The sequence below is a fragment of the Leuconostoc inhae genome (genome assembly GCF_019656015.1).
GTDB classification, from domain to species: Bacteria; Bacillota; Bacilli; order Lactobacillales; family Lactobacillaceae; genus Leuconostoc; species Leuconostoc inhae_A.
Genome location: NZ_BPKW01000017.1, coordinates 1 through 22,641 on the forward strand (window position 1 = coordinate 1; position 22,641 = coordinate 22,641).

The 22,641-nt window shown below is 36.5% G+C and carries 23 protein-coding genes; 18 read left to right on the forward strand and 5 right to left on the reverse strand.

The features are described 5' to 3' along the window. Positions 1 to 8 precede the first annotated feature (8 nt). Positions 9 to 497: an FUSC family protein gene (locus K5Q14_RS08695; protein ID WP_220735367.1), complete on the reverse strand. Its 489-nt coding sequence runs from the start codon at positions 495 to 497 to the stop codon at positions 9 to 11. Between the two features lie 124 nt (positions 498 to 621). On the opposite strand from K5Q14_RS08695, the gene K5Q14_RS08700 reads away from it, so the two are divergent. After that, positions 622 to 1,362, forward strand: a complete 741-nt coding sequence (locus K5Q14_RS08700; RefSeq protein WP_220735368.1) for a nitroreductase family protein — start codon at positions 622 to 624, stop codon at positions 1,360 to 1,362. Positions 1,363 to 1,431: 69 nt separating this feature from the next. Here the strand turns inward: K5Q14_RS08700 and K5Q14_RS08705 are convergent, their stop codons facing one another. Then, complete coding sequence (locus K5Q14_RS08705; RefSeq protein ID WP_220735369.1) at positions 1,432 to 1,842, reverse strand: ImmA/IrrE family metallo-endopeptidase; 411 nt, start codon at positions 1,840 to 1,842, stop codon at positions 1,432 to 1,434. A gap of 14 nt (positions 1,843 to 1,856) precedes the next feature. Beyond that, complete coding sequence (locus tag K5Q14_RS08710; RefSeq protein WP_220735370.1) at positions 1,857 to 2,237, reverse strand: helix-turn-helix domain-containing protein; 381 nt, start codon at positions 2,235 to 2,237, stop codon at positions 1,857 to 1,859. Between the two features lie 150 nt (positions 2,238 to 2,387). Here K5Q14_RS08710 and K5Q14_RS08715 point away from each other — a divergent pair, with 150 nt between their 5' ends. The 3 genes from K5Q14_RS08715 (at position 2,388) to K5Q14_RS08725 (ending at position 5,695) form a co-directional block, all read left to right on the forward strand. Next, on the forward strand, positions 2,388 to 2,600 hold the full coding sequence (locus K5Q14_RS08715; RefSeq protein ID WP_220735371.1) for a helix-turn-helix domain-containing protein: 213 nt from the start codon (positions 2,388 to 2,390) through the stop codon (positions 2,598 to 2,600). Positions 2,601 to 2,717: 117 nt separating this feature from the next. After that, positions 2,718 to 3,776, forward strand: a complete 1,059-nt coding sequence (locus tag K5Q14_RS08720; RefSeq protein ID WP_220735372.1) for a bifunctional glycosyltransferase family 2/GtrA family protein — start codon at positions 2,718 to 2,720, stop codon at positions 3,774 to 3,776. Then, positions 3,773 to 5,695: a glycosyltransferase family 2 protein gene (locus K5Q14_RS08725; RefSeq protein WP_220735373.1), complete on the forward strand. Its 1,923-nt coding sequence runs from the start codon at positions 3,773 to 3,775 to the stop codon at positions 5,693 to 5,695. Before K5Q14_RS08720 ends, K5Q14_RS08725 begins: the two co-directional genes overlap by 4 nt. A gap of 352 nt (positions 5,696 to 6,047) precedes the next feature. Here the strand turns inward: K5Q14_RS08725 and K5Q14_RS08730 are convergent, their stop codons facing one another. Continuing rightward, the gene (locus tag K5Q14_RS08730) at positions 6,048 to 7,253 is read right to left on the reverse strand and encodes an IS110 family RNA-guided transposase (protein WP_040189635.1); all 1,206 of its coding nucleotides are present in this window, start codon (positions 7,251 to 7,253) and stop codon (positions 6,048 to 6,050) included. A 245-nt stretch (positions 7,254 to 7,498) separates the two neighbouring features. Here K5Q14_RS08730 and K5Q14_RS08735 point away from each other — a divergent pair, with 245 nt between their 5' ends. From K5Q14_RS08735 to K5Q14_RS08790, 12 genes are all read left to right on the forward strand, one after another. After that, positions 7,499 to 9,148, forward strand: a complete 1,650-nt coding sequence (locus K5Q14_RS08735; RefSeq protein ID WP_246587638.1) for a hypothetical protein — start codon at positions 7,499 to 7,501, stop codon at positions 9,146 to 9,148. A 12-nt stretch (positions 9,149 to 9,160) separates the two neighbouring features. Continuing rightward, entirely contained in the window at positions 9,161 to 9,898 is a 738-nt protein-coding gene (locus K5Q14_RS08740) for a phage tail tip lysozyme (RefSeq protein WP_220735374.1), read from the forward strand. A gap of 151 nt (positions 9,899 to 10,049) precedes the next feature. Further along, on the forward strand, positions 10,050 to 11,030 hold the full coding sequence (locus tag K5Q14_RS08745) for a type I phosphomannose isomerase catalytic subunit (RefSeq protein ID WP_220735375.1): 981 nt from the start codon (positions 10,050 to 10,052) through the stop codon (positions 11,028 to 11,030). 206 nt (positions 11,031 to 11,236) lie between these two features. Then, positions 11,237 to 12,187, forward strand: a complete 951-nt coding sequence (locus K5Q14_RS08750; RefSeq protein ID WP_220735376.1) for a mannose/fructose/sorbose PTS transporter subunit IIA — start codon at positions 11,237 to 11,239, stop codon at positions 12,185 to 12,187. Between the two features lie 34 nt (positions 12,188 to 12,221). Beyond that, entirely contained in the window at positions 12,222 to 13,031 is an 810-nt protein-coding gene (locus tag K5Q14_RS08755) for a PTS mannose/fructose/sorbose transporter subunit IIC (protein ID WP_220735377.1), read from the forward strand. Positions 13,032 to 13,045: 14 nt separating this feature from the next. Beyond that, the gene (locus K5Q14_RS08760; RefSeq protein WP_220735386.1) at positions 13,046 to 13,957 is read left to right on the forward strand and encodes a PTS system mannose/fructose/sorbose family transporter subunit IID; all 912 of its coding nucleotides are present in this window, start codon (positions 13,046 to 13,048) and stop codon (positions 13,955 to 13,957) included. Positions 13,958 to 14,074: 117 nt separating this feature from the next. Further along, positions 14,075 to 14,452: a DUF956 family protein gene (locus tag K5Q14_RS08765; protein ID WP_220735378.1), complete on the forward strand. Its 378-nt coding sequence runs from the start codon at positions 14,075 to 14,077 to the stop codon at positions 14,450 to 14,452. Beyond that, positions 14,452 to 15,285, forward strand: a complete 834-nt coding sequence (locus K5Q14_RS08770; RefSeq protein ID WP_220735379.1) for a YitT family protein — start codon at positions 14,452 to 14,454, stop codon at positions 15,283 to 15,285. Before K5Q14_RS08765 ends, K5Q14_RS08770 begins: the two co-directional genes overlap by 1 nt. Before the next feature lie 175 nt (positions 15,286 to 15,460). Next, the gene (groES, locus tag K5Q14_RS08775; RefSeq protein WP_220735380.1) at positions 15,461 to 15,745 is read left to right on the forward strand and encodes a co-chaperone GroES; all 285 of its coding nucleotides are present in this window, start codon (positions 15,461 to 15,463) and stop codon (positions 15,743 to 15,745) included. 53 nt (positions 15,746 to 15,798) lie between these two features. Then, entirely contained in the window at positions 15,799 to 17,418 is a 1,620-nt protein-coding gene (gene groL / locus K5Q14_RS08780) for a chaperonin GroEL (protein ID WP_220735381.1), read from the forward strand. A gap of 133 nt (positions 17,419 to 17,551) precedes the next feature. Further along, positions 17,552 to 18,073, forward strand: a complete 522-nt coding sequence (locus K5Q14_RS08785) for a PadR family transcriptional regulator (protein WP_220735382.1) — start codon at positions 17,552 to 17,554, stop codon at positions 18,071 to 18,073. Beyond that, positions 18,073 to 19,638 (forward strand): MFS transporter, encoded by a 1,566-nt coding sequence (locus K5Q14_RS08790; RefSeq protein WP_220735383.1) that lies wholly within the window; start codon positions 18,073 to 18,075, stop codon positions 19,636 to 19,638. Before K5Q14_RS08785 ends, K5Q14_RS08790 begins: the two co-directional genes overlap by 1 nt. A gap of 48 nt (positions 19,639 to 19,686) precedes the next feature. Here the strand turns inward: K5Q14_RS08790 and K5Q14_RS08795 are convergent, their stop codons facing one another. Continuing rightward, positions 19,687 to 21,024 (reverse strand): C1 family peptidase, encoded by a 1,338-nt coding sequence (locus K5Q14_RS08795; protein WP_220735387.1) that lies wholly within the window; start codon positions 21,022 to 21,024, stop codon positions 19,687 to 19,689. 219 nt (positions 21,025 to 21,243) lie between these two features. On the opposite strand from K5Q14_RS08795, the gene K5Q14_RS08800 reads away from it, so the two are divergent. Continuing rightward, positions 21,244 to 21,624 (forward strand): hypothetical protein, encoded by a 381-nt coding sequence (locus K5Q14_RS08800; protein ID WP_220735384.1) that lies wholly within the window; start codon positions 21,244 to 21,246, stop codon positions 21,622 to 21,624. A gap of 119 nt (positions 21,625 to 21,743) precedes the next feature. After that, the gene (locus K5Q14_RS08805) at positions 21,744 to 22,631 is read left to right on the forward strand and encodes a prenyltransferase (RefSeq protein WP_220735385.1); all 888 of its coding nucleotides are present in this window, start codon (positions 21,744 to 21,746) and stop codon (positions 22,629 to 22,631) included. Positions 22,632 to 22,641 lie beyond the last annotated feature (10 nt).

The window sequence follows — 22,641 nt, forward strand, 5'->3', positions numbered from 1 at the left end:
GGCGTTTTTTATTTTGAGTTTTTTGATTTCGGGGATGCAAAGCGGTTGACACCAATTGATACAAGGACACCAATAAAAGTATCAATGATACGATCAATCACGTAAAGTACAGTGGCACCTGCGGGAATATTTAGTGAAATCATTAGTAAAGCTGCGAGTGCACCGATGACACCACTATTGAAATTAAAGCCATCTAGAAAAACAATTGCAATAATAACAAGAAATGGCAAAAAAATCATTGATACCCAAGTCGCGTTATGTGTGTATGAATGTACTAAAAAATAAATTAAAGCCAACAAACCACCAACTGTATTTGAAACCAAACGTATTTTTGCAAAACTAAGTGTTTTGTCCCAACTTTCACGCAACGCAAAGACAGATGCCAATGCAGCAACAAAAGGTGGTCGATGAAAAAAATAAAAAGCTGTAATAATGATCATAACGGCCAACGCGGTTTTTAAAGTACGTAGTCCTATTCGAAATCTACCAAACTGCATAACTGCCTCCACTAATATTCTTGTTATTTTATCATAAAAAAATGGTAAAATCTATGTAACATAATTGAAAGGAATTGTGGCAGTCACTATATTCAATTAGTGTATCTTGTCACAAAGTAAAACAATGTCAAATAACACAATAGATGTACTCAATAATCATAAGTCGATTCGTGCATTTACAGATCAACCGGTGTCAGATGAAATCGTTAAAACAATTTTGACAGCAGCCAGTGCAGGACCAAATATTAATAATTATCAACCCGTAACATTTGTTGAAATTACTGACCAAGCGCTAAAAGCCGAGATAACTGCCCAAGTTGGTATGGCCTATATTGAAAGTGCTATGCGTTATTTTGTCGTGACAGTGGATTTTAATAAAGATCTGATTGGTTTGTCACCAGAGATACGCAAACAGGCTGAGGAGGTGCTGTCAAGCTATGCTATGCTTGAAGGCGGTATTATTTCTGCCGGAATCGCACTTGGTCGTGCCCAAGTTGCAGCGGAATCACTTGGGCTTGGTAGTGTGACAATGGCTGGCGCCTTACGTGCTTTTGAACTCTATGAAGAAAAACTACAATTGCCAAAATTAGTTAAAGCAGTTATGGGATTTTCGATCGGTTACCCAGCACAAGAACCGGGTATCAAACCGAAGTTACCAGTGGATGGTATTTTGATGAAAGAAAATTATAGTCAAGAGCAAATGGCAGACGCTGTCGCGGTCTATGATAAGACAATGGTAAAATATTATTCAGACCGTGGCATAGATAGTTCATGGACACAAAATAATGCTAAAATGCTTACTCGTAAACAAGACTACAAAAAATTAGGTGAGTATCCAAAGTTAAAAGGGTTCACTCTGAAATAGCAAGAATTAATGAGAAAGACAGACATCATATTAACGTGCTTAAGCGCGCTCAAAATGATGTCTGTCTTTTTATATTGGTGTTAACACGTGCTCTACTAAATGTGTTAATTGTCCTAAACCAAATGTTTCTATAAATTGAAATCGGCGTTCCCAACGCATGATGTGCGATTGGTGCTCAGAAAAATAACAATCGGATAGTAGTTTAATGCCAGTTAAATTAGCTTGTTTTTCAGATGTGGCTTTTGAAAGTTGACTGAAATTATAAGTGTGTGTTGTTTCAGACAGTAAATGAGCAATTTCATGTGCTAGACGAAAATGGTAACTAAAATGTGTCTGATAATGACGATTAATAATGATAACTTTTTTTTTGGCATTGACCACATCGGGGTCAGTAGATGAACCTGATACGTGAATCAAGGTTATGTGATTATTTTGTATAATATTTTCTAGGTAATCTGTAACTGCATTATACGTAGACATAAATACCCATTTCTTTACGAATTGTGATCAGCATCAGGTAATGTTTTTAAAATAGATAAAATTGCTTGGCGATATTCTGGTGATAATTCTTTACCTTCAAATGATAAAAGTAATTCATTATTTTCAAGTTGTTCACCAAGATCTACGTTTGCATTTGTTGGTGTATCTTCGAGATGAGTAATACCGGCAAGCATTAAAATGTCATCTTGTGATATACGTAAACCCTTAGCAATTTTATACAAAGTTGCAATTTTGGGAATATTTTTTTTACCATTTTCAATTTGTGACAAGTAGGCCGAAGAAAAGCCACCTTGTAATGCTGTTTGGCGAACAGTAAAGTGTTTGTTTTCTCTTATCTTCTTGATTTGTGTACCAAATTCTTCATTCGTGATCATAATTATTCTCCATAACAATATACTTTTTATCATATACAAATATAAAGCACATACATAACAAATGTAAAACAAATATGGCATAAAGTGTTTGACGATGTGATACATTAATTGTATAATATACCAAGATAATAATAAAAAAGGAAAATACATATGGCAGTAACATTGAAATTTCGTGACGCTATTGAAGTTAAAGAAAAAATTGCGATGCAAGGTGAAAGCATTGCAGGCTTTTCTCGGCGTATTAAAGTTAATTATTCACTAATGATAGAGTATTTAAACGGTAAAAAATTTCCATCACCGCCAACTGCTAAGAAGATAGCGGATGGTTTAAGTGTTGAAATAATCGATATTTTTTTTGCGTAACAGTTTACTAATGTGATACGAACTCATTACTTCAGTCGCAAGTTGTACTATCAATAATTGGTGGATGTCTGTAAAAATTATGTCGTTATGAGTATTAACATAAAGTAAGGAAAGTAAATGGCTCAGATACCAATTGTTATTCCATCTTTAAATCCAGATGATAGATTAATAACGTTAATTAAGCAATTATATAGCTCTAGTAAAGAAGTTAATCAAGAAATCATCGTCGTTAATGATGGTAGTTCAAAAAAGTATGATGACATTTTTACAGCTATTCAAAAAAAATTTCAGGTTATTGTTTTAAAGCACAACAGTAATTTTGGTAAGGGGCGGGCAATAAAAACAGCTATTAATTATGTTTTGAAAACGATACCAGAAGCGATTGGTGTCATTACGATTGACTCTGACGGACAGCATACTGTGGCTGATATGATAAAGTGTACTAACACGTTTTTAACAAGCCCAAAAGATTTAATACTAGGTACCAGAGCTTTTGATCATGCTGTACCGTTACGCAGTAAATTTGGAAATATTTTGACAGCAAAATTTATGCAACTCCTCACGGGAATAAAAGTATCAGATACACAAACTGGTCTGCGGGTCATTCCTAAGAGGTACTTTAAGCCATTGATTAATATGCAAGGCGATAGATTTGAATTTGAAATGAATATGATTTTAGAGGCAACAGATTATGATATTAATATTGTTGAGGTACCGATTAAAACAATTTATTTAGAAGGTAATAAATCATCTCATTTTAGAGTCATTCATGATTCTTTACGTATTTATGGTGTGTTTTTCAAATATATAGTTGCTGCTATTAGTTCATTTGCTGTAGATATTCTTATTTTTATGTTCATGATTGGCGTATTAAATAAGCTATCGGTGAGTATGGTGGTGATTATTGCGTCAATTGTATCTCGATTAATGTCATCTATAGTTAACTACTATATTAATTGGAAATTTGTTTTTAAAAATAATAATCGGTTGAGTCTGATTGGATACTATACGTTAGTGTTAGTTCAAATGCTACTATCTGCAGGGTTTGTTATAATTTTAAATCAATATTTTGCACACGTTAATATGACAATTTTAAAGGTGATTGTTGATGCTTGCTTGTTTATTTTGAGCTATCAGGTGCAAAAACATGTTGTATTTAAGGGGCAACGACAATGAGTAGAATGAAAAAAATCTATTATGCTGGTGCATTAGTCTGTTCAATTGTTTACCTTGTGTGGCGGCTAATATTCACAGTCCCTTTTAATCAATCTTTTTTTGAGATGATTTATGGCATATTGTTGTGGGTGAGTGAAGTGTTGTCTATCGCAACAGCATTTATTTTAATTTGGAATAACACAACTTATCGATCAACGCCTAAACCTGTTGTAACATCAGCAGATGTTTTTCCAGAAGTTGATATTTTAATTGCCACTCATAATGAAAATGTTGAGTTACTTTATCAAACGATCAATGCGTGTACTTTTTTAAGATACCCAGATAAAAATAAAATACATGTGTATTTATGTGATGATCAAAACAGAGCTGAAATGAAGGCATTGGCGCAAAAATTCGATATTAACTATATTGGTTTAAGTCATAATCAACATGCTAAATCTGGTAATTTTAATCATGCATTAAAATATAGCCACTCGCCATTAGTCGCAACGTTTGATGCTGATATGATTCCGTACGCTGATTTTTTAACAACAGTCGTACCTTATTTTTTTGCCAGTTATGGTAAACGCGTTAATAAAAAAATTGGCTTTGTTCAAACACCGCAAAGTTTTTATAATGAAGATGTTTTTCAACATAATCTTTACGCTAATCGTGTGATTCCTAATGAACAAGATTTTTTTTCTAAGGAAGTCAATGTCTTAAATGCCAGTCATAGCAGTGCAATATATACAGGCTCGAATACTTTATTTTTGCGTGAGGCTATTGTTGAAGCGGGCGGTTTTCCAACCAACACGCTCACTGAAGATTTTCAACTGGGCGCTCAAATAAATAGTTGTGGTTATAGCAGCATATCAACAACAGAACCGATGGGAAGTGGATTAACACCAACCGATACAGGGAGCGTGTTTAAACAACGAACAAGATGGGCTCGTGGTATGATTCAAAGTACCAAAAACCTGCATTTGTTAACAAATAAGGGGTTAACTTGGAAACAGAAATTAATATATTTTAATGGTTATCTTTATTGGTGGTCCTTTCTTGGTCGTATGTTGTTTGTATTTGCGCCAATACTGTTTGCATTATTTGGTTTTCGTGTTGTTAATACAAATTTTTGGTTATTATTAATTTTTTGGATACCAGGTTATTTATTGTTGTTATTAGTTAAACAAGATATTTCTAGTAATCTAACAAATCAAAGGTGGGGTGAAATTCAAGAACTTTTCTTTGCCCCATATTTGGTGGTGCCTGTCATATTAGAGACAATTGGTATTAAAAATTCACGGTTTAAAGTCACTAAAAAGAATATATCCGGAAATAATAAAAAAGATTTTTTGTACATGATACCGCATGTTATTATTTTGGTATTGACTATTGTGAGTTTAATTAAATTTAATTATGGCAAATTTGGATCAGAAATCATGTATGGCAGTGTCATTACTTTTTGGTTGTTAAATAATTTAATCAATACTTTTTTGGCTGTATTAGTGTTTATTGGCAAACATAACAATGAGGAACCTAAATTTGCCGTCGAAGGCCAAGTTCATATTAGTGATATTCAGTTAACAACAAATGTAGTCATTAACTATTTAACAACATCAGAAATCGCAATTCATTTGCCACAAGAAACAATGTTACGTCGACAGAAAAGGTATGATGTGACCATTGAAACGAGCCAATATACAGCTGATGTAGGTGCATATTTTAAAAGTTTTGATGAACAGGATGGCTGTATATTAAAAATAGAAGCAAATGATGAGTTGAATTATCAAATATTATTACAAATTATACATGATGGTTTTAATAAACGATTGCCTCAAAAACGAGATAAATGGGTGACGACATTCGATCTTCTTTTTGAGAATATCAATAAGCGTATCGAACGATTAAACACAGCGCTGCCAAAAGGTAATAAGGAGTAGTAATATGATAATTATCGGCATAAAAATGATGATACTAATATTTTCTAATTATGGGTATGTCAGCCTTTTGAGAACCAAATTTAATGGTTATAAATATCTTTCTTGGTTATTAGAGGCATGCATCATAATTATAATATTATATTTAGCTAGTTTCGTGCATTTATTATCATTTTTTGGGTTAATACTGCCACGAATAGGTATACTTTTAGGAATTTATTTTCTACCAGAAGTCAAGTGTTTCAAGGCATTTAGCTTCTTTTTATGATGCTGCAATTGGTCATCAAGCACTACTAAAATAAACCGATGTCTTCACATTGGTTTTGCAAAATGTTAGGCTTATAAATGTACAATTCTAGCGCTTTGACGCTGTATCGTAATCGTACAATTGGTTATTCAAAACCAGATAGTGCATGGTTCGTAAGAGACGTGACATCGCACCAATAGCAATTTTCTTTGTTCCCTTTGACATTGAAGATTGCTTTTTCTTTTGATACCAATCATTGATATGATTTTGATGACCATAAGTTGCCGTACTAGCAATGTTACTAATGGCTTTGAATAGCACTTTTCTGGCGATTGTATTACCTCGCTTTGTGATGAACCCAGAACTTTTATAATCACCTGAATCATTAAATCGTAAGTCAATCCCGACAAAGGCATTCAATTTGTTACTAGTCGCAAAACGATGCAAATCACCTAATTCAGCGATTAGAGAAACCACTGTTTTGTCCGAGAATCCTGGTATACTCTGATAAATGTCATATTCGGGTAAATCTTTAGTCTGATCAACCATAGTCGCTAAGACATTGGCCTTGCTTTGAGATAACGCAATTAAGCGCTGCGCATAATAACGCACCTCGGTGACATTATACGAAGCAACGGCAACAGCAGGCGCTGATAGGCTGCCAAGCGCTACTAGTTTATCAACGAGTCGTGTTAAACGCGCAACACCGATTTGACGACTGACGCTGCTTTGAATCGTATCGGATAACGTTTGTCGTGAATGCTTAGCCATTGTGGCATGAGGGATTAACGACACAATCTCCCAATATTGTTGGCTATCGGTAGTTGAAAACAAGGTTTCAATTTCTGGGAAAGTCAATTGAAGCAAACGATGTAGCCGATTTTTAGCGGACACAATATCGTGGTTTAACTGTTGGTAAAAACGACTCATATCTTGTAGTTCAATATAAATCGGATTCTGGACGTAACTTTTAGCACGCTTTAAAATGAATTGCGTTTCCGCCAAATGCTTGGCATCGTTAAGATCATTTTTGTTAGGACGTAATTGATCCAATTGCTTTTTAGCGGTCAAAGGATTCAGGTAAGTATAAGGATAATTGTGGGCCTCTAAGAAAGTTTTTAAACGTCTCGAATAAACGCCTGTCGCCTCAAACACGATATCTGGGAACGTATTAAACTGCATAATGACCGAATTTAACTGATTGAACCCAAAGACATCATGGGTGATCTTAAAATTTTGTACAACCTTACCATCAACAGCGACGGCAACTTGACTGGTTGCCTTCGAAACATCAATACCAATAACAGCGTGCATGAGTGCACCTCCAAAGAATAATTGATTGAAACAGTCACTGGCAGCCATCACCATCTAATTTTCTATACTCGACGTCTAGCGTCTAACTTACTAAGAACAAATTGTGTGGTAACGCCAGTGAAACGGCCACTTTTATTCACGACATCCAGTGCCAAAAAAATCCGCGACCTATGCTTCACAACCTATTTTAGAATAAATCAAAAATAGGTGAAGACTATCTCCGTCGAGATTAATCTTCACCTTTAATGTTAGTAAGTTTTATTATAGATAATTGGCGTAAAAATGGTATAACCATTAAAAAAATTAACATGATAACAATTACTTTTTTGGGTTACTTCATGTTGTTAACGCCAACATTGATGCGGAGCCGATTGTTGCACTATGACAATTTTTCGCATTGGGCGTTGATTGTTAAGTACTTGTTGACTCAGCAAGCTTTGCCAGATTTTAATAGCACTATTATTGGTTTTTCGTCTTATCCGATTGGGACCTCTTTATGGTGTTACTATTTTGTCAATTTTGTTGGGTTCAATGACGGTGTAATGATTTTTGCTCAGTTTTGTTTATTAATGGCTTGTCTGTATGCCATGGTAGCAGTTATTAAAGATAAAAATAATGTGTTAACGTTCGCCGTGATGTTTTTGGTTATGACAGTATTTAATTACTTTAATATTGCGATACGCATGAATAATTTATTAGTTGATTATGTGTTGCCATTACTAACTTTGGCAGCAATAGCAAGTATATTTTTTTATCGCAAAAATGTGTACTTTATGGCAACTATGACTATCTGTTTAACAAGCGTCTTAGGTATAGTCAAAAATAATAGTTTGTTTTTTACTATGATTGTCCTCGGTTATTTTTTACTGACTATCATTAAGTATCGTGATAAAAAGTGGCCTCTAGGCAAAAAAGCACTGTTGATATTGGGGACGATGACGGCTAGTATGGCGCCCTATCTTCTGTGGTTGTGGCATGTTCATCAAACGTTTGGACAACAATTATCTAAACATGAGATTAGTGTTACTGCTTATCATGATATTTATGAAGCTAAAACGCCGGAAATAATTAGCGCTATAGTACAAAAATTTTGGCATCATCTCATAACATTATCTACTATACCAACACAAGGTATAGTCTTAATTAATGTGCTATTTATTGTGACAATTTATTTAATACATGTTGTGTCACACCAAAAAACAATATTATTTAAAGGGTTAATCAGTGTCAATATTATCATTATTTTTTATTACATTGGTATGTTAATGATGTTTGTGTTTTCGATGCCTACTGAGGAAGCTTTAGCATTAGCTGGGTTTGATCGTTATGCTGCTAGTATTGTTATATTAGGCTTAGGTATGTATGCTTTTTTTGCTGTCCGGGCAATTGATCATGCATTTTATGAACAAGATATAACCAGGAGAACAATACGATCTTTTATAAATGTTAAACAGAAGTATATCTATCAATATGCGAGTATCACATTATTTTTCATTAGCGTATTGTTAATATTGTCTGAAAATAATGGTATGAGCTATAATTTAAACACTTATCGGGAAAGTGTACCATACAAAATAAGCCATATCACTGGTAATCATATGGTGTTGACTAATAAAAAATATTTGATTATTAGTGCGGATAAGACACAAGTCAATAGCTATTTTGTACAATATGTTGGCAAATACTATCTGTATGCTAACAATGTAGATGCGAGAGAAGACATTAGCCAGTTGAACCGCACGCAGTTCATTGACCTGATTTCAAAATATGACAGTATTCTAGTGATTGATGATCATTATACGTTTCAAGCCATGAGTCGTAAATATCTACATCGAAATATTAAAGAGGGGATGTATGCGACAAATTATTTGTTAAAGTCTGTTTACAATAATTAGTCGATAATGATTATGCAAATATTTAAAAATAGTTTTGTTAAACTCGTTGTCATTGTGTTTGGTGTTTTATTAATAGGTGTGACAATAATGCAAACAACGGCAAGTAATCAGTCTGTGTCATCAGTCTCAAAATCAACGCAAAGCAGTGTAAAAACAAAAGTGAACGCAAACACGAATAAAAATAATAAGGAAAATATTGGTAATCAACAATATATTCGTCAAATTTATACTTACTTGCATGACGAGTATGGTATGTCTAGTAGCAGTATAGCTGGCATTTTAGGGAATTGGATTCAAGAATCGGGAATTGATCCAATTGCTGTTGCAGGCGATTGGGCATATCGTTCTTTGGAACATACAAAAAGTAGTACAGATACGCATAAGGATATTGGATTTGCACAATGGTCATCTAAACGACGCCAAAATTTGATTATGTTTGCTAATCAAAAATATCAGGGCCGTTGGTGGGAAGCGCAATGTCAATTAGAATTCATGACACAGCAAGACGGTAGTTTTGTAACTGTCTTAAAAAATTATGCGCTTAATGACAGAGGAGACGTTGTTCAAAATGCGGTTAATTTTAATGATGATTGGGAAGTATCACCTGATGAAAAAAATATAATTGCATCGACCAGAGGGAAGAATGCGCGACTTGTTTATCAGTATATGCAAAAAAATAATATGACTGGTGCAGCTGATAATCTAAAAATACAAAAACTGGTGTATCTAGGCAAAGATTTACCGTACTAAGATAAGTAATAAGAAAAGGATCTATGATATCATGTAGGCCTTTTTCTTTTTTTGTGTTAAAATGAAAGCGCATACAAATTGATTCAGTAAAACGTTTTAAAGTACTGTATCAAAATATTTTAATTTATTGTTTGGCAAGGAGAAAATAACAATGACAGTGTTAATGTTACAACCAGAGCTTCATAACAAAATATGGGGTGGCACAAGGCTAAAACAATTTGATTATGATTTAGCAACAGATCATGTTGGCGAAGCATGGGTCATCGCTGCACATAGTAATGGTGTTTCCACAGTTACTAATGGTAAATATCGCGGTCGTACGTTAACCCAGTTATGGGATGAACAACCTGAATTGTTTGGTGGTCATGATGCACATCAGGCGTTTCCTTTACTTGTTAAAATACTTGATGCGCACGACAACTTGTCTATTCAAGTGCATCCTAATGACAAGCAGTCATCAGAAAAATTTGGAAAAACTGAAAGTTGGTACATCTTAGATGCGACGCCGAATGCCAAACTTTATTATGGCCATTTAGCTCAAAATAAGGCGGAGTTAACCAAACAAGTCGAAAATAAAGCATGGGACAAGCTATTACGGACGATTCCTGTTCAAAAAGGTGATTTCTTCTATGTGCCTGCCGGCACATTCCATGCACTTGGTGCAGGCGTGTTAGCACTTGAAATTCAGCAAAGTTCAGACACAACCTATCGCTTTTATGATTTTGATCGCGTAGATGCAACGACCAATAAATTGAGGCCGTTGCAAGTTGAAGAAGCACTTGCAGTGACAAAGGTGCCACATGTTGATCCTATTTTAAACCAAAGAACACGCATGCAAGGCAATACAATCATGACACGCTTGTTAACATCACCAAAATTCACAATTGATAAGTTATCAGTGCGCGGCACTAGTCACTTCAATCAACATCATCCTTATGAACTATTTAATGTTATTACTGGTAAAATCACATTGACTCATGATGATGAAACGTATGATCTCAAAAAAGGTGACAATTTTATTATGTTAAAAGATACTGGTAATTATACGTTAGATGGTAAAGGTGATATCATGGTTAGCTTTGTGACACCGGATAGTTACAGTAATCAAGAGCTAGCCTACTTAGACAATTAAAGGGTAGTGTAAGTTTTCAGAAAGCTGTTTGTAATTTTTACGCGGACAGTGTGTAAAGTGTAATGAAAGCGTTTACTTTTTTTCATAAGTAGGGTATACTAATAATTGTAAATGGTAGTAGAACATATTATCATGAAAGCGTTTACAACTTGATTGTACTTGGCTATAATTAATAGGTAAACAATTTATGTAGAAGGAGATTATCGATGGTTAATCTTATTGTTGCCAGTCATGGCGACTTTGCAAAAGGCATTTTAATGTCAGGTTCAATGATTTTCGGAGAACAAAAAAACGTCGAAGTTGTCACATTCCAGCCCACAGAAGGGCCAGACGATTTAGATAAACATTATCAAGAGGCATTAGCAAAGTTTGATAATGACGATGACACATTGTTTTTGGTTGATTTATGGGGAGGATCACCGTTCAATCGAGCCAGCTTAATTCAAAAGCAAGACTCAGAACATAAAGCAATTGTTGCTGGTTTGAATTTACCTATGCTTATTGAAGCATATGGTGGCCGACTTGGTATGAATACGGCAGCTGATTTAGCTAAGTATTTAGTACCAGTTGCCAAAGAGGGTGTGCGTTCTGTTCCAGAGGCAGAAGAAGCGACACCAAAAGCGGCTGTTAAAACTGATGCAACTGCTGGTTTAAAGGCAGGACACATCAATATTAAGCTGGCACGGTTAGACACACGATTGTTGCACGGTCAAGTTGCTACAGCGTGGACACCTGATTCCAAAGCCAATCGTATTATTGTTGTTTCTGATGCAGTTGCTGGTGATGAGTTACGTAAAAGCTTAATTCAACAGGCAGCGCCAAATGGCGTTCAAGCTAATATCATTCCAATTAGTAAAATGATAGATGTTGCTAGCGATGACCGTTTTGGTGGTGTGTCTGCGTTCTTATTGTTTGAAACTGTAGAAGATGTTTTGCGAGCAGTTGAAGGTGGCGTGCCAATTAAATCTTTGAACGTTGGTTCTATGGCCCACTCAGAAGGCAAAACTATGGTTAACAAAGTTTTGTCGATGGACAAAACTGATGTAGCAGCGTTTGAAAAATTACGTGATTTAGGCGTCGCATTTGATGTACGTAAAGTACCCAGTGATAGCAGTTTGAATTTGTTTGATTTAATTAAAAAAGCTAACGTTAAATAACTTAAAAACGTTTATTAAGAAAGGTGTTTAAACTATGTCTATAATCGCAGTGGTTTTAGTCGTAATCATTGCCTTCTTCGCAGGTATGGAAGGTATTTTGGATGAATTTCAAATTCATCAACCATTGGTTTCGGCAACATTAATAGGATTGGTTACTGGTCATTTAACAGCAGGTATTATGCTTGGTGGCTCGTTACAAATGATCGCGCTTGGCTGGGCTAATATCGGCGCCGCTGTTGCGCCCGATGTTGCGCTTGCTTCAGTGGCTTCAGCTATCATTATGGTTAAGGGTGGCAACTTTACATCAACAGGTATTGGTGTTGCGGTTGCTTCAGCCATTCCTTTGGCTGTCGCTGGCTTATTCTTAACAATGATTGTTCGTACAATTGCCGTTGGGTTGACCCATGGCGCCGATGCGGCAGCCAAAGAGGGTAAGTATCAAACCATTGAACGCTTACATTTGGTTGGTATTTTGCTACAAGGTTTGCGTATTGCTATTCCAGCTGGTTTGTTAATTGCTATTCCAGCTTCAGCAGTTCAAGCAGCTTTGGGAGCAATGCCAGCTTGGCTTACTGGTGGTATGACGATCGGGGGCGGCATGGTCGTTGCTGTTGGTTATGCAATGGTTATTAATATGATGGCAACTCGTGAAGTTTGGCCTTTCTTCGCTATTGGCTTTGCTTTGGCAGCGGTTAGTCAATTAACATTAATTGCTCTTGGTGCTATTGGTGTTGCGCTTGCTTTGATTTATATCAATCTATCAAAGATGGGTGGCAATAATGGCGGTGGTTCAAATGGTGGCAATTCGGGTGATCCGGTTGGCGACATTTTGAACCAGTATTAGAAAGGAGCGATATGATGACTGAAAAGATTGAACTAACACGTAATGATCGTTTATCTGTCGCATGGCGTTCACAATTCTTACAGGGTTCATGGAACTACGAACGTATGCAAAACGTCGGCTGGGCATATACATTAATCCCAGCGATTAAAAAATTATATACAACGAAAGAAGATCGATCAGCTGCGTTAAGGCGACACTTAGAGTTCTTCAACACACATCCATACGTTGCTTCACCTATTATTGGTGTCACTTTGGCTTTGGAAGAAGAGCGTGCCAATGGTGCTGCAATTGATGATACTGCCATTCAGGGTGTTAAAATTGGTATGATGGGTCCTTTGGCTGGTATTGGTGATCCAGTGTTCTGGTTCACGGTTCGTCCTATATTAGGTGCATTGGGTGCTTCATTAGCACTTTCAGGTAACATTTTAGGCCCAATCTTATTCTTTGTTTTGTGGAACTTAATCCGTATGTCATTTATCTGGTATACACAAGAATTTGGTTACCGTGCTGGATCCGCTATCACACAAGATTTGTCAGGCGGTTTGTTGAAAGATATTACCAAGGGTGCGTCAATTCTGGGTATGTTTATCTTAGCGGTCTTGGTTGAACGCTGGGTATCAATCAAATTTACTGTAGCATTGCCAGCCAAGAAATTAGCTGAAGGTGCGTATATTAACTTCCCAAACGGTAGCGTTACCGGTGGTAAGTTACAACAAATATTAGGTGATCAGGCTTCTGGACTTTCACTCACAAAAATGGCGCCTAACACACTGCAAGCTAACTTAGATAGTCTAATTCCTGGTTTGATGGGATTGTTATTGACATTCTTTGCAATGTGGTTACTTAAGAAAAAGGTGTCACCTATTGTTATGATTGTGGGAATCTTTATCTTTGGTATATTGATGCGCGTACTCCACATTATGTAATGTTATAATTGACTTAATAAAGGCGCTCGCCAAGTTGACGGGCGCCTTTGTACATACAGCTCATAAAAGCAATGAATATCAGTGGGCAAATGCGTTTAGAAAGTAGGGGGTATAAGTATGGTACAATCACTTAATAGAAGTGTTGATTTGACAGCACAAGGTATTTCTTTTTTGGGAATCGGGGCACAGTATGGTAAATTTTTGGTTGGAGATAAAGCTTTTGAATTTTTTAATGACAACAATGTAGATGATTATATCCAAATTCCGTGGCAGAATGTTAATGTTGTATATACAAGTGTGTCTTCAAAAAATAAAATTAGTCGTCGTTTTCGCATTGAAACAGATAAAGGAAATTTTGATTTTTCTTCGCCGCAGTCTGGCCTTATATTGAAAGCAGTACGTGGTCACGTTGGAAATGACAAAGTATTGAGAAATCCAACAGTTTTAAAACGTATTTTATCAACCTTTAAAAAGAAATATAAGAAAGGTATTTAATGAAATTATTGAAAAAATTTCAAGTTGTACGTTATTTGACAATTATTGTTGCATTAGAAATTGTGGCAGTGAGTATCAATTTTTTCTATGCGCCGGCTAAAGTTGCTGCAGGTGGGGCCACCGGTTTTGCTATTCTGGTGAATGAATTAACTGGTTTTGATAGGGCGTTCACCGTATTGATCATTAACATACTAATGATTATCCTAGCTGGCATTTTTTTAGACAAAGGCACAACCGCCAGAATTACGTTTGGCAGTCTAATATTGCCAATTTTACTGAAAGTAACACCTAGTTTTCAATTATTGAGTGATCGTACTTTTGCAGTGTTAGTTGGTGGGACTATTTTTGCAGTTGGCGTTGCAATATTATATCGCGTTGATGCATCTAGTGGTGGCACGGCTGTGCCACCGATGATATTAAAAAAGTATTTTCGAATTGCACCAGCGTTGTCACTCTTAATCATTGATACAGTAGTATCTCTAGGTAATCTAATAACACAAGGGTTAGAAGCGTTAATACTGGCATTATTCTCGTTGGTAATCACAGCTTTTGTGATGGACTATATCGAGACAGGGTTAGATCGACGAAAGATGATCTATATCACCAGTAATCAAAATATTGAAGCCATTAAAATATATCTTAATGACAATGAAACGAGCTATACGATAATGGACGTTCGTGGTGGTTACACAGGCGATGGCCGTGAAATGTTAATGGTTATTTTAGATAAGCAAGAATATAATCGATTCGTTCGTGGGCTGCATGCAGTTGACTCACAAGCGTTCATTATTGCTTACGATATCAGTGAGGCACATGGTGGTACTTTTATTTAATTAAAGATACTGCTATAACATATGATACATACAGTGTTTCAAGAAAGTTAGTTAAAATCTAACCAACTTGAAGCCCTTTTTTATTGACAATAAGTGGCAACGTGCTATACTTGTAACTGTAGTTAGCACTCTTTTAAAAAAGAGTGCTAAAAATAAAAATTGGAGGTATTATCTCATGTTGAAACCATTAGGTGATCGCGTGATTATTGAAGTAACAGAAGCTGCGGAACAAACAGTTGGTGGTATTGTGTTGGCTAATAATGCTAAGGATAAGCCAGTAACAGGTAAAATTATTGCTGCAGGGACAGGATATGTCTTGAACGATGGATCAATCCGTGATTTGGCAGTTAAAATCGATGATGAGGTTTTATTTGATAAGTATGCAGGACAAGAAGTATCCTTTGAGGGTACAGATTACCTAGTACTCCATGAAAAAGATATCGTTGCAATTGTAGAATAAACAACATAAAAAAATTGATATTAAATAAAAAATTCTAAAGAGGTATTTTAATAATGGCTAAAGAATTAAAGTTTTCAGAAGATGCACGTTCAAAGATGAAGGCTGGTGTTGATAAACTAGCTAATACAGTTAAGACAACAATTGGTCCTAAGGGTCGTAATGTTGTTTTGGAACAATCTTATGGTGCACCAACAATCACTAATGATGGTGTAACAATTGCTAAAGCAATCGAACTCGAAGATCATTTTGAAAATATGGGTGCAAAGCTTGTTGCTGAAGTTGCTTCAAAAACAAATGACATTGCTGGTGATGGCACGACAACAGCGACTGTTTTGACACAAGCAATTGTTGCTGAAGGCTTAAAGAACGTGACTGCTGGTGCCAATCCAGTTGGCATACGTACCGGAATTGAAAAGGCGACTGCTGCAGCTGTTAAAAAGTTACATGAAATGTCACATACAGTCAGCACAAAAGCGGAAATTGCACAAATTGCATCTATTTCTGCTTCTAATGAGGAAGTCGGCGAATTAATTGCTGAAGCCATGGATAAAGTTGGCAATGACGGTGTGATTACAATTGAAGAATCAAAGGGTATCGAAACAACGTTAGATGTTGTTGAAGGTATGCAATTCGATCGTGGCTATATGTCACAGTACATGGTGACAGATAACGATAAAATGGAAGCCAACTTGGATAATCCCTATATCTTAATTACAGATAAAAAGATTAGCAATATTCAAGATGTTTTGCCAGTGTTACAAAGTGTTGTTGAACAAGGTCGTGCACTATTAATTATTGCTGATGACATTACTGGAGAAGCTTTGCCAACACTTGTTTTGAACAAGATGCGTGGCACATTCAACGTTGTTGCCGTTAAGGCACCTGGCTTTGGTGATCGTCGTAAGGCGCAATTGGAAGATATCGCTGTTTTGACAGGTGGTACTGTCATTACTGAAGATCTTGGTTTGAACTTGAAAGATGTGACCATTGATCAACTTGGTCAAGCAAGTAAGGTTAATGTTACAAAGGATAATACGACAGTTGTTGAAGGATCTGGCGACAAGGCTGCGGTTTCAACTCGTGTCGAAACTATCAAACAACAAATTGCTGAAACAACCTCTGACTTTGATCGTGAAAAGTTACAAGAACGTTTGGCAAAGTTAGCTGGTGGTGTTGCTGTAATTAATGTTGGTGCTGCAACTGAGACTGAACTAAAAGAACGCAAGTACCGCATTGAAGATGCATTAAATGCTACACGTGCCGCTGTTGAAGAAGGTTTTGTTTCTGGTGGTGGTACAGCCCTAGTTAATGCTATTTCAGCTGTAACTGCTTTGTCAGAAGTAGGTGATGTTCAAACTGGTATTAATACGGTTATTAAGGCACTAGAAGCCCCAGTTCGTCAAATTGTTGAAAACGCTGGCTTTGAAGGCTCAGTGATTGTCAATAAGTTGAAAGAACAAGTTGAAGGCTTTGGTTATAATGCCGCAACAAACGAATGGGTAGATATGATTGCAGCTGGTATTGTTGACCCAACCAAGGTAACACGTTCAGCTTTGCAAAATGCTGCGTCAGTATCAGCCTTGTTGTTAACAACAGAAGCCGTTGTAGCTGAGTTGCCAAGTGATGATGCTGCACCAGCTATGCTACAAGGTGGTATGCCAGGTATGATGTAATAGTAATATTAAAAAAGCAAACTATTATTATGATAGTTTGCTTTTTTGTGTGCTAAAAAGTTTGACAAAACTATCTAAAAGATATAAAATAATGACGTATTAACTATCTAAAAGATATAGTAGGGGGCGCAACATGTATGAGTTATATATATTAGGACAGTTATTGTTTACTGATCGATCAGCTTATAAATTACGTTTTGTACTTGAAAATGTTTTAGGTGACAATCGTAAAGTTAGTTTTGGTGTGTTATATCCGTTACTGGAAAAAATGGAGATAGCGGGCACCATTTTGATGACAGATGACTTAGACTGGCGGGGTAAAAAAAAGTTACATGTCACACAGTTGGGTCGGGAAAGATTTGAGACATTAATGCGTGAACCAGTGAAAAAGAATGCGCATATGAATGATGTTTATTTGTTTAAGCTATCTAGCTTATCTTTAGTAGAACGGGCACTGGCTCAAAAAATAATCACTGATTTTCGGGCTGAAAAGCAGGCGCAGCGTGACAAGCATAGTGCACATATTGATCAATTACAACGTCATCATCCAGATGCGCCGTTTTTAAAATCTGCTATGCAAACAAATCAATTACAAATTGGTTTGGCAGATACTTATCTATCCTATCTAGATACAATTGAAAGTGAGTTAAAGTAATGACAACAGAACAAACACGCAATCCAAAACGCTGGCTAGCGTTGATTGCCGTTGCGTTAGGCGTTTTTATGGCCTTAATTGATACGACAGTTGTCAATGTGGCACTTCCTAGTATTCAAGCAAGCTTAGATGCTTCTTATTCAGATTTACAATGGGTCATTTCAGCCTATACCATTGTTTTTTCAGTTTTGTTATTAATATGGGCAAAATTAGGTGATTTATATGGCCGTAAGTTGATGTTTATTATCGGCCTGATTATATTTACAATTGGTTCTGGTCTGGATGCTGTATCAACATCCATTAGTATGCTACATATTTTCCGAGCTATCCAGGCTATTGGTGGTTCTGCTATGATGTCGTTATCTTTTGCCATTATTGGGACGACATTTAATGGCAAAGAGCGAGGTATTGCTTTAGGGATATTAAGTTCAATTATAGGACTTTCGACTGCCTCAGGACCATTACTTGGTGGTTGGCTAGTCGATACATTCGCATGGCAATCAATATTTACAATTAACCTGCCTATTGGGCTGATAACGATTGTTTTAGCTTTGCTCTTCATTTCAAATGAACAGGCGCACCATGATACCGGTGGCGTTGATTACATTGGTATGCTACTGTCAGCTGGAACGATTTTTTCGTTAGTTTTTGGCTTAGTACAAAAAGAAATGCATGCAAGTTGGAACTGGAGTAAGCCAGAAGTTGCAGGCTACTTAATTGCAGCAGTAATTTTATTTGTTTTATTTATTTGGCGACAAAAAACGGCAAAAAATCCAATGATGGATTTAAGCATGTTTAAGTCTACTAGTTTTACAGGTGCTGTGTTGGTGGCATTCTTCTTAGGTGCCGGTTTATATGGTTTCTTTGCCTATTTATCAACATTTATGCAAAACTATGTTGGCTATTCTGCTTGGGACACTGGCTTGAGACAAGCCACAATTTCAGGGTTTTCTTTGGTGCTAGGGCCAATTGCTGGTATGCTGACTAATCGTTTGCGTCATGGTTATATGCTAGCGATATCGGCGATGTTTATTGGTGTTGGATTATTTACTTTAAGTGCCTTAACGACTGATACTGCAACGTTTGCTGATTTTTGGCCAGCATTTATTCTCATTGGTATTGGTAATGGATCCATTAATCCACCCATGACAACAGCTGCTATGTCATCGGTTGAACCACGACAAATGGGGATGGCCTCTGGTATGATTTCAACATTTATGCAAGTAGGCGTTAGCTTTGGTGTTGTTTTCCAAGGGTTACGTCTAGCGGATGGTTATCAAACTGGATTAACGCAACACTTGCCCAATGTTCTCGGTGCGCCTAAAGCTATGATATCGGAACTTAACCAAGCGTTGGTTGCAGCAGGGCCATTTTCTGGTCATGCCATTGTGACAAGCAAACGTGTTATGGCAACGCCATTTGCTAAAGAATTGCAAATGGCGGTTCGTCAAGCCTTTGATAACGGGTTTAAAGGTATTATGCATCTAGATGGTATGTTATTAATTATTGGTGGCATTGTTGCGCTTGTTTTGATTAAAACAGGTGGTCAAGGTCAATCAAAATAAAACACCAGCGACTAATTTAGTCGCTGGTGTTTTATTTTGATCACTGTTTTAAGCTAAAGCGCCCATTGGATCCCATGGCGCTAAGAGTTTAGGTGTTGCATTGTCGTAAATATCGACTAATTCGTCACTTAAATATGATTTATTAACAACGATTTGGTAAGCATATTCACTCATCCACTCATCAGACATTGTGAAATAGCCCTTTTTACCTGCTTTTTCGCCCCATGAATTTTCAACTTGCCATTTAGTTGGTTTGCCAGTTTCATCTAAATCAACACCGGTTAAAACCATTGCATGTGTCATCAGGCTGTCACCATAGTCTAGACGTTGTGCCTTTGTCATTGTTGTATCCACTTGAAATAGCTCATCAGTGGCAAATATACCGGTAGCCATGAGGCCGTTTGTGCGGTCAACTTGTGGCCCCATGTCGACACCAAACCAAACTGATTTGCCATCTTTGAGTTGCGCAATTGCCAGTGCCTTCATTGTGTCGATCGTGACATTTAAATGTTTGACTTCCCGGCCACCGACAACGTTTCCTAACATATCAACGTTGTAAGTGGCATTGAAAGGTTTATCATCGGTTGGGGCATTGATAATAGACACATAATCTGATAATTGCCAACCAACAAATTTGTCAAAGTAACTTTTTGGTGTCAATGAACGATCTATTTTAAATTGATTGTCAGTATCACGGTATTCAAAGTCAAAATTGACAGGCGGTTCACCAAATGTAATTGACAAGACACGATAAACATGAGATAACATTTCTTCACGTCTAGCGTTGATGCTGGCTTCAGTAGCGTCATTGGCAACGAGTTCTCGTAAAATCACAGCATCATGACGTAGTAAGGTGTTAAATGTTGTATTAAATTCGCGTGAGGCAGATGAAGCGGTTGATTCAGGGTACACTGATTGCGGTACGACCCCGTATTTTTCGATTAGAGCAACAATCATATCCCATTGACCACCATCTTGCTGTGGGGTTGTCATCAAAAAAGAGACCTTACGTGAATCCAATGGTTCGATAGCAGTATCTAATACATTTTGATAAAAATAATTTGCTTTTTCAAATTTATCCCAAAAAAAGGTATAACTTTGCGAAAGTTGAAATTCATCACTCAGATGAAATAGAGTGGTGATATCATGCCTCATGGTATTAAGTGCCGCAAACATCCAGCAACGACCAGATTGTTTTTGATTGGCTACTTTTCCAGTATTGAGGTCAATTGAAAAAATTGGAGTATTCACATTAACAGTTTCTTGATTAAAACTGGCATTATGTATGCCAGTTTTCGTCGTGGCACGGCGTGCAATATTCGTTAGTGGCGATTGTGAAGATTTTTTAAATGCGGCTATTTGTTGTTGTGTAATTTCTAAAGACATCATAAGCTCCTTTTCACGTAATTATAATATAACGCTATTGGTTATAAAGGACAAGTGTTTGTGACATGTAACTAACAAGTCATCATATAATGATAATTTTGACGTTATAGCCTCTAACGATAGGATTTATGACTTGCAAATTTTGTAATAAGGTGCATAGTTAAGGTAGACTGTGCGGGTTGTCTAACATGGCCAAAACTGAAAATAAGGATCATGATAATGAAAAATCACGGCTTAACTGAAAAAGAACAAGGCACAGCATTAACTGCTGCTGCCGAAATTATTAACATTCCGTATACATTCGAGAGCCAAGCGCCTTTTCGCGTATGGATTGATAAAGATGAAAAAATCTACGTTGATATTAAATCAGCTGCAGTAGGCTTTCGTGCAGAACTAAATTATGGTGATATTGGCGTTGCAATACTCAGAAATAATGTTGACGTGCCAACGTCCGCCGATTTGTTGACCTTGGCTGAGCAGTTGATTGATGATGATGTGCAAGACTTTTTGTTGGGATTTGTCATGGACGCACCAATGCGTGATAATGGTGAATACGCTAATAGTTTGCGTGAAGCTTACCAAACTTTTATTACTAAATAGTTTGGTATAAAAATTTAGTCAATACAAACAATGCAGGTATTACCTTGCAAAATCAAGATATGAGAAACCGTTTTGGGATGTTTTCTGGTAAAATGTTTTATTAGAGGTTTAAATTAAAAATGACACCAAAACAGTTTTTAGATTTAGTTGAAATTCGCGTAGTAATTCCTAGCATTGCACCCTTGATGGTTGGTTTGGCATACAGTCAGTGGCAGTACGCACGTTTAAATTGGTTGAATGCAGTGTTATTGATTGTTGCGACTATTAGTGTACATCTGGCAGTCAATACATTTAACCGCTATGAAGATGCAAAACGTCAAAAATCCAATGAATTTTTACGTGAACAGGCTCAAGGTGAGGTAATAACTCATAAGCAAGTGCTTCACGTTGCTGAAATTTTAGCAGGTATTGCTGCTTTAGCGGGTATTGCCGTTGCGTTAAGGACAGATTACATTACTTGGATCATTGGTATTGTCAGTTTTTTAATTGGTTATTTATATTCTGCTGGTCCAAAGCCAATTACCAATACACCATTTGGTGAAGTTGTGTCTGGCATAACGATGGGTTATTTCATTTTTGTCGCACAAGTCTATGTTAATACGCGTATGGTACCGACGGTCAGTGTCCTGTTTCAATGGTTTATTGTGAGTCTACCTCTAACTATTTTCATTGCTGAAATTATGTTTGCTAATAACATTGCAGACCACGATGAAGATGAAGAAAATAAACGACAAACACTTGTCCATTATCTTGGCATTGAGGCAAGTAAACAAATGTATGTTTTTTGGACAACTGCTGCTTTTATTGAAATTATAATTGCAACGTTAGTTGGTTGGTTACCAGTCACAAGTTATGCTATGGTGGCACTCTTACCAATTATATTTAAACAGGCGCGTGCGTTTATTAAACAACCAGTAAAACAAGAAACCTTTGTTCTGGCTATTAAAAATTTAGTCATTGTGATGTGTGGTATGACAATAGTTATTTTAGCTGGCATATGGTTATAAAAAAAACCCT

Excerpts from the sequence above, each read along its gene's own strand:
- K5Q14_RS08770 (WP_220735379.1), top strand. The coding sequence starts at position 14,452 with ATGAAATTATTGAAAAAATTTCAAGTTGTACGTTATTTGACAATTATT.
- K5Q14_RS08785 (WP_220735382.1), top strand. The coding sequence starts at position 17,552 with ATGTATGAGTTATATATATTAGGACAGTTATTGTTTACTGATCGATCA.
- K5Q14_RS08725 (WP_220735373.1), top strand. The coding sequence starts at position 3,773 with ATGAGTAGAATGAAAAAAATCTATTATGCTGGTGCATTAGTCTGTTCA.
- K5Q14_RS08745 (WP_220735375.1), top strand. The coding sequence starts at position 10,050 with ATGACAGTGTTAATGTTACAACCAGAGCTTCATAACAAAATATGGGGT.
- K5Q14_RS08805 (WP_220735385.1), top strand. The coding sequence starts at position 21,744 with ATGACACCAAAACAGTTTTTAGATTTAGTTGAAATTCGCGTAGTAATT.
- groL (WP_220735381.1), top strand. The coding sequence starts at position 15,799 with ATGGCTAAAGAATTAAAGTTTTCAGAAGATGCACGTTCAAAGATGAAG.
- groES (WP_220735380.1), top strand. The coding sequence starts at position 15,461 with ATGTTGAAACCATTAGGTGATCGCGTGATTATTGAAGTAACAGAAGCT.
- K5Q14_RS08755 (WP_220735377.1), top strand. The coding sequence starts at position 12,222 with ATGTCTATAATCGCAGTGGTTTTAGTCGTAATCATTGCCTTCTTCGCA.
- K5Q14_RS08800 (WP_220735384.1), top strand. The coding sequence starts at position 21,244 with ATGAAAAATCACGGCTTAACTGAAAAAGAACAAGGCACAGCATTAACT.
- K5Q14_RS08730 (WP_040189635.1), bottom strand. The coding sequence starts at position 7,253 with ATGCACGCTGTTATTGGTATTGATGTTTCGAAGGCAACCAGTCAAGTT.
- K5Q14_RS08700 (WP_220735368.1), top strand. The coding sequence starts at position 622 with ATGTCAAATAACACAATAGATGTACTCAATAATCATAAGTCGATTCGT.
- K5Q14_RS08740 (WP_220735374.1), top strand. The coding sequence starts at position 9,161 with ATGCAAATATTTAAAAATAGTTTTGTTAAACTCGTTGTCATTGTGTTT.
- K5Q14_RS08790 (WP_220735383.1), top strand. The coding sequence starts at position 18,073 with ATGACAACAGAACAAACACGCAATCCAAAACGCTGGCTAGCGTTGATT.
- K5Q14_RS08760 (WP_220735386.1), top strand. The coding sequence starts at position 13,046 with ATGACTGAAAAGATTGAACTAACACGTAATGATCGTTTATCTGTCGCA.
- K5Q14_RS08695 (WP_220735367.1), bottom strand. The coding sequence starts at position 497 with ATGCAGTTTGGTAGATTTCGAATAGGACTACGTACTTTAAAAACCGCG.
- K5Q14_RS08715 (WP_220735371.1), top strand. The coding sequence starts at position 2,388 with ATGGCAGTAACATTGAAATTTCGTGACGCTATTGAAGTTAAAGAAAAA.
- K5Q14_RS08710 (WP_220735370.1), bottom strand. The coding sequence starts at position 2,237 with ATGATCACGAATGAAGAATTTGGTACACAAATCAAGAAGATAAGAGAA.
- K5Q14_RS08795 (WP_220735387.1), bottom strand. The coding sequence starts at position 21,024 with ATGTCTTTAGAAATTACACAACAACAAATAGCCGCATTTAAAAAATCT.
- K5Q14_RS08750 (WP_220735376.1), top strand. The coding sequence starts at position 11,237 with ATGGTTAATCTTATTGTTGCCAGTCATGGCGACTTTGCAAAAGGCATT.
- K5Q14_RS08735 (WP_246587638.1), top strand. The coding sequence starts at position 7,499 with ATGTTAGTAAGTTTTATTATAGATAATTGGCGTAAAAATGGTATAACC.
- K5Q14_RS08705 (WP_220735369.1), bottom strand. The coding sequence starts at position 1,842 with ATGTCTACGTATAATGCAGTTACAGATTACCTAGAAAATATTATACAA.
- K5Q14_RS08765 (WP_220735378.1), top strand. The coding sequence starts at position 14,075 with ATGGTACAATCACTTAATAGAAGTGTTGATTTGACAGCACAAGGTATT.
- K5Q14_RS08720 (WP_220735372.1), top strand. The coding sequence starts at position 2,718 with ATGGCTCAGATACCAATTGTTATTCCATCTTTAAATCCAGATGATAGA.